At 73.7% G+C, this 11828-nt stretch carries 10 protein-coding genes; 5 read left to right on the forward strand and 5 right to left on the reverse strand.

Annotation, left to right across the window (positions count from 1 at the left end; genetic code table 11):
* Positions 1–210: 210 nt before the first annotated feature.
* Together BL253_RS14250 and BL253_RS14255 are read right to left on the reverse strand one after the other, a co-directional pair.
* Positions 211–1305 carry a hypothetical protein gene (locus BL253_RS14250; protein WP_076817152.1) on the reverse strand — a complete coding sequence of 365 codons (1095 nt, stop codon included), beginning with the start codon at positions 1303–1305 and terminating at the stop codon, positions 211–213.
* Positions 1306–1611: 306 nt separating this feature from the next.
* Positions 1612–2589: an NAD(P)-dependent alcohol dehydrogenase gene (locus tag BL253_RS14255; RefSeq protein ID WP_076817154.1), complete on the reverse strand. Its 978-nt coding sequence runs from the start codon at positions 2587–2589 to the stop codon at positions 1612–1614.
* A gap of 3 nt (positions 2590–2592) precedes the next feature.
* On the opposite strand from BL253_RS14255, the gene BL253_RS42260 reads away from it, so the two are divergent.
* Both BL253_RS42260 and BL253_RS14260 read left to right on the forward strand, forming a co-directional pair.
* Positions 2593–2736 carry a hypothetical protein gene (locus BL253_RS42260; protein ID WP_158230357.1) on the forward strand — a complete coding sequence of 48 codons (144 nt, stop codon included), beginning with the start codon at positions 2593–2595 and terminating at the stop codon, positions 2734–2736.
* A gap of 102 nt (positions 2737–2838) precedes the next feature.
* A complete protein-coding gene (locus BL253_RS14260) occupies positions 2839–5964 on the forward strand; it encodes an AfsR/SARP family transcriptional regulator (RefSeq protein WP_241834785.1) in 3126 nt (1041 codons plus the stop codon).
* A 113-nt stretch (positions 5965–6077) separates the two neighbouring features.
* Here BL253_RS14260 and BL253_RS14265 read toward each other — a convergent pair whose 3' ends face one another.
* A complete protein-coding gene (locus BL253_RS14265) occupies positions 6078–6932 on the reverse strand; it encodes a class I SAM-dependent methyltransferase (protein ID WP_076817157.1) in 855 nt (284 codons plus the stop codon).
* Positions 6933–7158: 226 nt separating this feature from the next.
* Between BL253_RS14265 and BL253_RS14270 the strand changes: the two genes are divergently transcribed.
* Positions 7159–8427, forward strand: a complete 1269-nt coding sequence (locus BL253_RS14270; RefSeq protein WP_076817159.1) for an iron-containing redox enzyme family protein — start codon at positions 7159–7161, stop codon at positions 8425–8427.
* Between the two features lie 141 nt (positions 8428–8568).
* On the opposite strand, the gene BL253_RS14275 is transcribed toward BL253_RS14270, so the two are convergent.
* On the reverse strand, positions 8569–9438 hold the full coding sequence (locus tag BL253_RS14275) for a maleylpyruvate isomerase N-terminal domain-containing protein (protein ID WP_076817161.1): 870 nt from the start codon (positions 9436–9438) through the stop codon (positions 8569–8571).
* A 121-nt stretch (positions 9439–9559) separates the two neighbouring features.
* Positions 9560–10381 (reverse strand): CTP synthase C-terminal region-related (seleno)protein, encoded by an 822-nt coding sequence (locus tag BL253_RS14280; protein ID WP_081438307.1) that lies wholly within the window; start codon positions 10379–10381, stop codon positions 9560–9562.
* Positions 10382–10487: 106 nt separating this feature from the next.
* On the opposite strand from BL253_RS14280, the gene BL253_RS14285 reads away from it, so the two are divergent.
* Positions 10488–11375: a LysR family transcriptional regulator gene (locus BL253_RS14285; protein ID WP_076817162.1), complete on the forward strand. Its 888-nt coding sequence runs from the start codon at positions 10488–10490 to the stop codon at positions 11373–11375.
* 173 nt (positions 11376–11548) lie between these two features.
* Positions 11549–11764 (forward strand): antitoxin, encoded by a 216-nt coding sequence (locus tag BL253_RS14290; RefSeq protein WP_076817165.1) that lies wholly within the window; start codon positions 11549–11551, stop codon positions 11762–11764.
* Positions 11765–11828: the final 64 nt, after the last annotated feature.

Below are 11828 nucleotides of genomic sequence, written 5' to 3' on the forward strand. Positions count from 1 at the left end.
CCCGTCGTCCCCCAGAACATGTTCCTGGGTGCGGACGACGGGCCTTCCGCATGCCCCGGCCCCCGTCCACCAGCCGCCAACACCTCCCCTCGTGTTCTCGCCCTGGCGACACCCGGCCCCCAGCCGAGGGCGCCCCGCGCCCGACGGCGTTCCGCGGAACGGCTGTGGATCTCGGCGTTCCGCGGAACGGCTGTGGGGCGGCGGTGGAGTTCAGCTTGGGCCTGGTCGATCGGGGGTGGGGGTGGGCGGCCAGGCGGTGGCGTGCCAGGCGCCGTCGGTGGAGGTTGACGCGCCGACGACCAGGCCGTCGGCGGAGAGGCCACCTGGGTCCGCGGCGAGGCCGCCGAGCGTGGCGAGCGTGATGAGCTGATTGTCGTGCCACAGGTAGCCGCCGGGCGAAGCCGTTGGTCCGGTGATGCTGGACAGGAGCACGTCGCCCTGGTCGTTGATCGCCACCACGTGGTCGGCGTCGACGATTCCGAGCCTGGTGGGATGGGCCTCCGGTGCGGAGGACCACACCACGACATCGCGGGCGGAGCCGGAGGCGTCCGTGACCACCCCGGCTACCTGGCCGGAATGGTTGATCCTTACCGGGCCGGCGCCGCCGCCGCGCGTGTCGAGCGCTGTCATGGTGCCGGACCGCCAGCGGAAGGCCGGCCGGAAGATGGGATGAGCGCCGGATGGGGAGTCGTCGTCGTTCAGTACCAGTCCGGCGACCTGGCCGGAGTCGTTGATCCCCATGACGACCGGGTGCGTCGTGGGGCCGGTGTCGAACGTCGTCAGCCCGCCCCGTTCCCAGAGAAAGCCGCGTCGCGCCGATCCGGAGTCCGCGAATGCCAGTCCGGCGACCTGCCCGGCCTCGTTCAGGTAGAGGTTGCGCTCGTTGGCGTCCGGATCCATACCGAGATCGACGGCCGTCGTCCCGTCGATCAGGTAGGCCCGCCTGGTCGTAGCGGCGTCGCTGTCCTGTGCGCTCCCGGGCCGGTGGATGACGGTGATCGCGGTGACCTGGCCGCGGTCGTTGAGGTCCTCGGGGATTATCTGGTCGCCGTGGACCGGCAGGATGATGCCGCGCCCGCCTTGCCAACGGACCAGGCGCGGTGGCTGGTCCCTGGCGCGGTCCACCACCAGCCCGACGACCTGGCCGGCGTTGTTCAGCAGGCTCGGCTCGATCGGCGCGCCTTCAAACGTCAGCGGAACTGGTTGGGCGCCGGAGGCCAGGTAGTAGAACTCGGTGCCGGTCGGCCCCGCACGGCCGATCACCATGGCGCCGGCGTCGTTGACGGCGCTGACGGACGTCACCATGCCCAGGCCCGGCGCAACCGCGACCCCCGGTCGCACCGATGGCGCGCCCGAACTGGGCGATGCGGCGGGCGCCGGTGTCGCGGGATCCACCCGGGCGCCACATCCCGCCAGGCCGGCGGCGGCCAGCAGCCCCAGCAGCCCCAGCCATAGCGACGTTGGGACGGCCCGCGGCGTGCGGGGCGCGCGAGCCCCTACGGCCTGAACGGGCGACCACGCTTTCGTGGACTGGTGGCCATCAGCATTGATTGACCTCTCGCGTGGCCAGAGCCAGGCCGGCATCGACGTCCGTCCCTCCCCACCTACCGATCAGGCGATGGTGACCACCACCTTGCCACGGGTGTGGCCTCGTTCCACGTGGCGCAGGGCCTCCGCGGCGTCGGGAAGTGAGTAGGCGCGGTCCAGCACTGGGGCGAGTTTCCCATCGTCGATGAGCGCGGTGAGCGTCATCAGGTCTGCTTGTAGAGGTTTCCAGATGAACGGCCGGATCCGCTGACGGACGACGGCGTTGAGTGCCAGTCCACGCGGGAAGTTCGTGACCGCGCCGAACACCTTGCCGGGCTCGCCACCGCCGTTGACGACGAGCGTTCCCGTCGACGTCAACGCGTGCCGCAGCCGCCGCAGCGGTCGGTTGCCGACGTTGTCCAGGATCGCGTCGTAGCGCTCTGGCCGGCCGAGAAAATCCTCGGCCGTGTAGTCGATGGTGCGCACAGCACCCAGCGATCGCACCAGCTCGATGTTGCGGGTGCTGCACACTCCGGTCACCTCGGCGCCGAGTGCGGTCGCGATCTGCACCGCGAACGTTCCGATGCCGCCCGCGGCGCCGTTCACGAGCAGACGCTGCCCGGCCCGCAGCTCGGCGATGTCGCGGAGCGCCCGCAGGGCGGTCCCGGCGGCCAGGGGAACCGCGGCGGCCTCCTCGAAGGTCAGGCCCACGGGCTTCGGCACGAGCACGTCGGGCGGCGCCGCCAGCGCGTACTCGCCGAGTGCCCCGGCGCACAGGCCGAGCACCTCGTCGCCCGGGCGCACCCCGCGCACGTTCGTCCCGACCATCTCCACGGTCCCGGCCGCGTCGATCCCGGGCACCAGGGCCTTCGGCCGTCTCAGGCCGACGCCCCCCAGCCGCGCGACGTAGGGGTCGCCTCGCAGCATGTGCCAGTCATAGGGGTTGAGCCCCGCGGCGCGTACCCGTACCAGCACGTCGTCGGGGCCAACCGTCGGTATCTCGATGTCTGCCAGCCTTAGGACGTCAGGGGGGCCGAACCGTTCCTGGACGATCGCCTTCACCGCTTGGCTCCGGCGAGCGTCACCGCGCTGGTTCGTGCCTTTGTCGCGGTCGGCCTCGTCATGGGTGTCCGCCTCCTGAAGCTCGGCTGGCTGTGCTCGCTACGACTGTCCTTCCTCGGCGTCGAGCCATCGTCGAAGATCTGTTGAGCTACGGTTGAGAGGGCCAGCTCGCCGACGGGCGGGAGAGCCGGCGAGCACGGCCGGCGCACGCCAGTACGGCACAGCGCACATGAAGGGATGGTGAGCGCGGTGACGGCCCAGGGCGGCGAGGCCCGCGAGGCCGGCGAGGCCGGCGAGCGTGGCGAGGGCGTTCCCGGCACACGGATCCACCTGCTCGGCGAGGTCCGCGCCGTGACCGGCCGCGGCGAGCAGGTCGCGTTGGGACCACCGATGTGCCAGATGCTGCTCGCGGCACTCGCGCTGTCGGCCGGGACGGCTGTGCCGGTGTCGCGGCTGGTCGAGCTGATGTGGGGCGCGGACCGTCCCCGCACGGCCGAGCGGACCCTGCAGTCCTACGTCACCCGCCTGCGCCAGGCGCTCGGCGCGCGGGCGATCGCGACCGTCGGCGCGGCCTACCGCCTCGATCTGCCGGCTGACGCGGTCGACGCGCTGCGGTTCCAGCGGCACGCCGACGCTGGCGAGGCCGCCGCGGCGCTCGCGGAGTGGACCGGCTCGCCACTCGCCGGCCTGCACGCCGCCCCGGGACTGGCCGCGGTGCTGGACGGGCTGGAGGAACGCTGGCTCGCGACCGTCGAGCGCGACCTCGCCGGCCGCGTCGAGACCGATCCGGTGGCGTCGGTCGGCCGGCTGACCGAGCTGACCGCCAGCCATCCCACCCGCGAGGGGCTCTGGGCGCTGCTGATGACAGCGCTGTACCGAGCCGGCCGGCAGGCCGACGCACTCGCCGCATACCGGACCGCCCGCCGCCACCTCGTCGAACAGCTCGGCGTCGAGCCAGGCCCGAGGCTGCGCGACCTGGAGGCGAGGATCCTCGACCAGGACGACCGGCTGGCCGCGAGCGAGCCTTCCGGGCTGCCGCGCGGCCCGGCCGGGGATGGCCAGCCAGGGAACCTCCCACTCCGGCTCGGACGGCTCATCGGCCGCGGCCAGGAGCTGGCGACCATCCGGCTGGCTCTGTCCGCCTGGCCGGTCGTCACCCTGGTCGGGCCGGGTGGGATCGGCAAGACGAGGCTCGCCGTCGCCGCGGCCAGTGCGGAGGACGACCCGGACGGCGCCTGGCTGGTCGACCTCGTCGAGGTCGGCTCGTCAGCCGACGTGCCGCGCGCCGTCGCCGGAGTTCTGGGCGTCAGGGAGACGGCCGGGCGCGGGCTGACCGGGGCCGTCGTCTCGGCGCTGCGCCCGCGCCGAACCCTGATCGTCCTGGACAACTGCGAGCACGTCCTCGACGGCGCGACCGCCCTCGCCCAGGCCATCGCCGGCGGCTGCCCGGGCGTACGGGTGCTCGCGACCTCACGGGAGCGCCTCGGCCTGCGCGACGGCCACGAGAAGGTCGTCCCCGTCGGCCCGCTCGAACCCGACGGCCCGGGCGTCGAGCTCTTCCAGGAACGGGCGGCCGCGCTCTCGCCGGGGTTCGAGCCGGTGACGGCCGGCAGCGCGGTCACCGCGATCTGCCGGCGTCTGGAGGGGGTCCCGCTCGCCATCGAACTCGCCGCGGCGCGGACGGCGACCCTCGCCCCGCCGGAGCTGCTCACCCGGCTCGACGACCAGCTCCGGCTGCTCGTCGCCGTCGGCGGCGGGCATGCCGGAGCGCGCCGGCACCGCGCGATGCGGGCGACCGTCCAGTGGTCGTACGACCTGCTCGCCCCGGCCGAGCGGCTGCTGCTGCGCCGCCTGGCGATCTTCGTCGGCACGTTCGACCTGGCCGCGGCAGAGGCTGTCACCGTCGACGCCGAGTCCGCGGGCACGACCATCAGCGCCATGACCGCCGACGCCGACGCCGACGCCGACGCCGACGCCGACGCCGACGCCGGGGCCGGGGCCGGGCTGGGGTTGGCCGGGGCTCGCCCGCGTGACGTCGGCGTCGGCACCAGCCTGGCGGCCGATGCCACCGTGCTGCGCGCCGTTGGCGTCGAGGAACTGTTGGCCGGCCTCGTCGCCCGTTCGATGGTGGTGGCCGAGCCGGGCGTGGCCGGCCGGCGCTTCCGGTTCCTCGAGCCGATCCGCCAGTTCGCGGCCGGCCGGCTGGCCGAGGCCGGTGAGACCGACCTGATGGCCGCGCGCCACGCCGCCTGGTGCTCCGCGCGGGTGGGAGACATCGACCGGCTGCTGGCCGGCCATGGCGAGGTGGCGGGCACCGTCCAGCTGGATGACCTGTGGCCGAACCTCCGCGCGGCGTTCGACTGGGCCGGCGGCCGCGCGGATCGTCACCTCGCGTACGCGCTGATCCGTCCGCTCGTCACCGAGATCCCGCGCCGCACCCGCGCGGAGCTGGGCGACTGGGTCGAACGCCTGCTCGCCATGACCCCGCCTGACGAGGCCGATCGCATCGCCTTCGGGCTGACGTGGGCGGGCCAGCGCCACAAGCTCGCCCAGGACCCGGCGGCCTTCGAGCGCCTGGTCACCCGCTACGCCCCACCGGGCGCCGTCGGCGCCGTCGGCGCTGGTGGCGCTGGTGGTGCTGGCGGTGTCGTCGACATCGCGGCCCGGCACGCGCTGGCCTCCGTCCACCAGGACTTCCGCGCGCTGGGAGAGCTGGCCCCGTTCCTGATCGCACGGCTGCGGGGCCGTGGCGAGGACGACCTCGCCGAGCACTTCGAGCTGGATGTCGGCGCATCGCTGATCTTCAGTGGCCGGTTCGAGGACGGCGACGCGTTCGTCGACGCGCTCATGAGGCGATACCGCGCCGACGGCCCGCCGACTCTGCACAACACGGCCCTTGTGCTGCTCGGCTACTCCGCCCTGCTGCAGCGTCGCCAGGAGCGTGCCGAGGCGCTGCTCTCCGCGGCCATCGCTGTCGAGGTACCCGAACGCACCCATTCACCGAACCGGTGCGTCGAAGCCCGTGCCTATTTCCGCCGGGGCGAGACAGCCCGGGCGTTCGCCATCCTGCGGGTTCACATCGACGAGCTGCTCGACACCGGCAATATGCAGGGCATCTGCGTCACGGCCGTCGAGTTCGTCAACATGATGGTCCATGCCGACCGTGTGACCGACGCCGATCGCGTCCTGCGCCATCTCGATCGCACCGCTCCCTACTGGGCCGCCCTGGTCGCCGATGCCCGCGACACCATCGCCGCCATCCTCCGGGCGGCCCCATCCCGGCCTCGCCTCCCTATGCCCGACCTGGACGATCATCAGGCCCTCGAGTACATGCGTTCGGTTCTCAGCGAGCTCACTCTCGCCGTTCGTGTATGACGGACAGTCTGCGGTAGAAGTGCGGCGCATTGCCGTGGTTGAGACACGCCGGTCCCGGTGGACAATGAAATACGCCTATGGTGAATTTCAGTACTGGAGCGGCGGAAATATTCTTAGACGACGCGTCGAGTCCGCGCAGACGCAGACGCAGACGCAGACGGGCTGTTGGCGGGCTCGGCTGGAAGAGTCGCGGAGATGGGCGCCGGCGAGCTCGGCTCGCCCTCGTCGTCGGGGATGGGCTCGTTCATCTCGGGGACCGGCTCGCCGATCGCGGTGGCCGTGCCGGCCGTCAGGACCCGGGTGAGCGCCTCGACGTCGTCGGGAGCCGCGGGGTCGGCGGTCCAGGTGACACCGGCGATCACGTAGGTGTCGGGGGTGAAGAACGCGTGTCCGCCGCGGGCCAGCTCGCTGAGGCGGCGGCTCACCCGGCTGTCGCGGGTGTACGCGCCGAAGACGATCGGCCTGGCCATCCAGTCGGACACCCGGTAGCCGGCCGCCCGGGCGTGGCCGAGCAGGCCGACCGGGTCGGAGATCGAGGACACGAGCAACAGGACCGTCTCGAAGCCCGCCGACAGCACCCGCCGGGAGATCTCGGCGCCCGTGTCGCCACCCCACAGCTCCGGCGCGTCGCCGCGGGCCGGGAGGTAGGGCGGGTTGCCGACCGCGCACCGCTCGGGCCCGCGGCGGGTGCCGTCGAAGAAGTCCCCGTGGATGATCCGGTAGTTCGCCAGGCCCGCCTTCTCGACGATGCGCGCGGCCACCCGGCTGGAGCGTCCGTCCAGCTCGAAGCCGCGCACCGGCACCGTCGACTCCTGGCGCCGCAGCGCCTCGGCCATCGGGATGCCGGTGCCCGCGCCCAGCTCCACCAAGCCGTCCGCCAGGACCGGCCCGAGCCTGGTGTCCGCCAGCAGGTTCTCCAGGCACGATGCGTAGAAACCCGACTCGACTGGGTCAAAGAACGGCGGCATGTCTGGCTCCTGACGTTCTGGGGCGGGACGGCGTTCGGCGCCCGCCGGGCGGCGCGAAGTCGCCTCGCGAGATACCCATCGCCGCGCGCCCGCCAACCCTGCCGCCAGTACGCGGCGTGGGTCGCGCGGCGCCGCGCCCGGCGACGGGTCACACACCTCCGGTTCGGGAGGTTGGGCGCTCGCCCGCTGGGCATCTCCCGCCCCGTGCGCACAAGGATTCACAGCCATGGTTGCTGAGCTGCCGGTGATCGAGGGTCCGTCGTCCGAGGGTCGGTCGTCCGAGGGTCGGTCGGCCGCCGGTGAGGCGGCGCGAGCAGGCCGGTATGGCACCGTGCTCGGGCCGCGGGAACTGGCGCCGAGCGCGCTGCCGGCCGCCAGGGGGACGTTGAGCGACTATCTGGTGCGTCAGCTGGCCGGCCCCGTGCGGCCGCTGTCCGGGTGGCCCGCTCCCGACGACGACGCGCTGGCCGGGGAGGACGGGGCGCTCGCGCTCTACTGCCTGTACGAGCTGCACTACCGCGGCTTCGCCGGGGTGGACGACCGCTGGGAGTGGGAGCCGACGCTGCTCGCGCTGCGGGCGGAGCTGGAGGACGACCTGGAGACGCGACTGCGGCGGCTGGCGAGCGAGGTAGGCGAGGCCGGTGCCCACGAGCGCGACGGGCGTGACGCGCGTGATGGGTACGACGCGCGTGATGGGTACGACGCGCGTGCTGGACGCGACGCGTTGAACGTGCCCGATGGACGGGACGGGCGGGACGCGCGCGACGGGGTGGGCCCGGTGGCGGGCGACAGGGTCGGCCCGGCCGACGTCCCGGGCGTCCTTCGGGAGATCATCGGCTGCTCGACGGGGCCGTCGTTGTCGGGCTACCTCGCCGAGGAGGGCTCGCTGGCGCAGTTCCGCGAGTTCGCCGTGCACCGCTCGCTGCTGCAGCTCAAGGAGGCCGACCCACACTCCTGGGCGATCCCCCGGCTGTCCGGACGGCCCAAGGCCGCCCTGATGGAGATCCAGGCCGACGAGTACGGCAACGGCCGGGCGCCGGACGTCCACCAGAACCTGTTCGGTGTGACCATGCTGGCGCTCGGCCTCGACCCGGGCTACGGCCGTTACCTCGACCGGATTCCCGCCACGACACTCGCGACGGTGAACCTGCCGACATTCTTCGGCCTGCACCGCCGCCTGCGCGCGGCCCTGGTCGGCCACCTCGCTGTCTTCGAGATGACGTCGGTGGAACCGATGGGGGCCTACGCCGCCGCGCTTCGCCGCCACGGCCTCGGCGCCGGCGCCCGGCACTTCTTCGAGGTGCACGTCGTCGCCGACGCCCACCACCAGAACGTGGCGGCCGAGGAGCTCGCCCGTGGCCTCGCCCTCGCCGAGCCGGCCCTCGCCGACGACATCCTGTTCGGCGCCCGGGCCATCATGGCCGTCGAGGGCCGGTGCTCGACGGCCATCCTGGACGCCTGGCGCGCCGGCCGCTCCTCACTGCGTTCCAGCTGAGAGGCGCGAGCATCGGCATGTCGGCTGACGGTGCCGGCGCGGTCGGCGCACGCGACGGTTCGCCCCATGGGACAACGGCACGACGAAGGGCCACGGCCGATCTTCGACACCGCTCGGGCCGGGCGACGCGGCCGCGCCGATTCAGGTGATCCGGGCGCGGTCACGCCAGAGATCGAGGACGGAACGGTCGCCGACGACATCGATCCGGTCGGCGCCCTGGCGGTTCCACAGGAACAGGTAGAGGTCGGAGGCGGCGCCACGGATCGTGCAGTCGGCGTTGGCGTCGGCGTCGGCGTTGGCGTCGGTGCCGGCGGCGGCCGCGGTGCCGGTGGTGGAGAGGGCGGCGGTGCCGGTGGGGTGGCGGTTCACCTCGCGGGTGTCCGGCCCGATCCTGATCGTCCACCCGTCGTCGGTGTCGGCGCAGCGCACCGCCAGCGCGACGGGTCGGGGTGCGACCAGTCCCCGGTGCCGCTGGGCGTAGAACCCGGCCAACAACTCGTCGATCCCGTCCGCCCCGAGGCCCGGCGGCACAGCCGGCTCGCCCGCCGGCTCGACACCCTCGGCACCGTCCATACCCGCCCGCCTGGCGGCCGCGAGCGCCAGCTCGGCGTCGACCCGGTGCACGGCCGTCTCGTGAGCCTGCCGGCGCGCCCAGAAGGCCAGCGGCGACGGCGCCGGCGGCGCTGTCGGCCACAGCGTCCAGCAGGACATGCCGGGGTCGGCGCCGTCGAGCGCGTCGACGAGCGCCGCGTGCCCATAGCGGAACCAGCCCAGCAGGGTGTCGTCCGGTTCGGCCGGCAGGCCGTCGCCCTCGATCTCCGCGGGTGACGGGTTGCCGGTGCGCAGGTAGGAGGTCGCCCAGCGGTGGACGCGGCCGGTGTGGGCCAGCAGGTCGCGCACCCGCCAGCCTGGCGCCGAGGGCACCTTCGCGTCGAACCCGGCGGCGTTCGCCGCTGCGGCCATCCGTTCGCCGTCCCGGTCCAGCGCGTGGATGTGTTCGCTGATCCGCACGTCGTTCTCCCTCTCCTCTCTTCCCGCTCCTGTCTTCCTGCTCCTGCCTGTCCTCCCGGCGCCATTCGCCGCCCTGCCGGGCGGGCCGATGGGCGGCGTCGGCGTGCCGGCAGGGGCGGGTTCAGCCGCCGATCGTGGAGACCTCGGCGCGGCGGCTCGCCAGCCGGGCGGCGGCCCGTGAGACCGCGACGGTGGCGAAGGCGCGGATCACCGGGTGGACGCGGGTGGCGTCGGCGGCCAGCTCCGGCTGGAACAGGGTCGCGAGGAAGAACGGGTGGTCGCCGAGCTCCAGGACGCGCACCGCGCCGTCGTCGTCGACACCGGTGAAACGCAGGCCGCCGGCGCGCAGTCGGTCGAGGTGGTCGTCCGAGACGCCGTAGGAGCAGTAGTAGCGCTCGGTGCTGCGCTCCACGCCGAGCACCCACTCGGCCAGCGAGCCGCGCTCGATCCGCACGCCGCGCTCGTGCCCCCGCAGCGAGCAGGCCAGCGGCACGATGACCAGGTCGGCGGCGTCCGGCGTCACCTCGGCGTGGGCGACGTGGCTGAGGCCGCAGACGTTGCGGGCGAACTCCAGCACCGCGTGCTGGAAGCCGCCGCAGGTGGCGAGGAACGGCACGCGGCCCTCGCGGGCGAAGCGGACCGCCTCGACGGCGCCCGCCTCGCTCGCGTACGGGCTGCCCGGCACCAGCCAGATCGCGTCGAAGCCGTCGAGTGCGCCGGGGCGTTCCGCGTCGGTGGTCGGGACCCAGTAGGCGTCGAGGGCGAGCCCGTCGCGGGCGCGCAGCTGGCGGATGATCGTCGGGAGGCGGCCGTGCGCGGCGACGTCGGCCGAGCGGTCACCGACGAGGGCGACGCGGGCCGAGGCGGCGACGACGGCCGGGTTGGCGGTTGGATCGACGGCCGACATGACGGTCTGGGCGACGGCTGGGGCAGCGGAGGTCATGTACCGATCGTGGCCAGCCGTCTGGTTCAGGTCCAACGATAATTGTTGGTATGCGGATAAGGAACACTGATACTGGTGGCTCGGGTGGACGGGACGGAGAGACGATGTGGACCTGACGTTGCTGCGGACGTTCACCGCGGTGGCGCGCGCGGGCTCGTTCTCCGCGGCGGCGCGCGAGCTCGGCTACACCCAGAGCGCGATCTCGCAGCAGATCGCCGCGCTCGAGGCCTCRCTCGGCGGCATCCCGCTGCTGACCCGCCGGCCCGTGGCCCCCACCGGCGCCGGTGCCCGCCTGCTCGAACACGCCGAGCCGCTGCTGCTGCGAGCCTCCGCCGCCCGGGCCGACGTCCTGCGGGCCGCGGGTGGCCCGCCGGACCACCTGCGGGTCGCGGCCTGCCCGCTGGCCATGCCGCGGCTCGCGACCGCGTTCGGCGAGATCACCGCGACGATGCCGCGCCTCGACGTCACCATCTCGGTCGCCGCCCGGGACGACGTCGCGACCGAGGTCGCCCGCGGTGCGTGCGAGCTTGGCCTCGCGGTCGGACTCGCCGTTCCCGGCGACCCGCTGCGGCTGCCCGACGTCGGCCCGCTGCGGTCGGCGCTGAGCGGCACCGAGCCGGTCAGCGTCATCCTGCCCGCCGACCATCCGCTCGCGGGCCGCCCCGGCCTGCGCCTGACGGACCTGGCCGATGCCCGCTGGCTGGACGCTCCCGCGGCGGCCGCCCCCGCCACCGACGTGCGCCGCGCCGTCGGCGCCGAGAACCTGCTGCACTGCGCCCGCTACACCGGCACGGACCTGGCCGGGCTCGCCGCGCTGGTCGCCGCCGGCGCGGGCCTCACCCTCCTGCCCGCCCGGGCCGTCGCCGGCCACCCGGGCCTCGCCGCCGTCCCGGTCACCGWGCCCCAGCTCGTCTACCGCACCGAGCTCCTCTCCGGGGTCACCGCCGACAACGGCCCCGCGGGCCGTGCGCTGGCGGCCCTCCTCAGTGACTGACGCCCGGTCCGCTCTCTCCGGCGTGCCTGATCACGCCTGATCGGGCCTGGCGGGCGGGCACCAATGTGCCTACCGGCGGGCTGGCGCGCGGCGCGCCGCCGGGCTGTTCGTAGGATCAGGATCCCCAGCGGGGCAACGATGACCGCGGCGACCACAGCGGAGAGGTCTCACGGATGTTCGACAACCTGAAGGATCTGGCGGGCAAGGCGGGTGGCCTCAAGGAGAAGGCGGAGGACCTCGCCGACGAGCATGGCGACCAGATCAACGACGGGCTGGAGAAGGCCGGGGACTTCGTCGACGACCGGACCGGTGGCAAGCACGGCGACAAGATCGATACGGCCGTCGACAAGGCGCAGGGCCTCGTCGAGAAGCTCGGCCACCAGGACTGATCCTCCTTCCTGACTCCCGTCTGGCGACCGCCGCCACGGTCGCCAGACGGGTTCGACACGACTG

Source organism: Pseudofrankia asymbiotica (genome assembly GCF_001983105.1).
In the GTDB taxonomy this organism is placed as follows: Bacteria; Actinomycetota; Actinomycetes; order Frankiales; family Frankiaceae; genus Pseudofrankia; species Pseudofrankia asymbiotica.

Coding starts and splice junctions, on each gene's coding strand:
- BL253_RS14250 (WP_076817152.1), bottom strand. CDS start 1,305: ATGGTGACGTCCGTCAGCGCCGTCAACGACGCCGGCGCCATGGTGATC.
- BL253_RS14265 (WP_076817157.1), bottom strand. CDS start 6,932: ATGCCGCCGTTCTTTGACCCAGTCGAGTCGGGTTTCTACGCATCGTGC.
- BL253_RS14280 (WP_081438307.1), bottom strand. CDS start 10,381: ATGACCTCCGCTGCCCCAGCCGTCGCCCAGACCGTCATGTCGGCCGTC.
- BL253_RS14290 (WP_076817165.1), top strand. CDS start 11,549: ATGTTCGACAACCTGAAGGATCTGGCGGGCAAGGCGGGTGGCCTCAAG.
- BL253_RS14270 (WP_076817159.1), top strand. CDS start 7,159: ATGGTTGCTGAGCTGCCGGTGATCGAGGGTCCGTCGTCCGAGGGTCGG.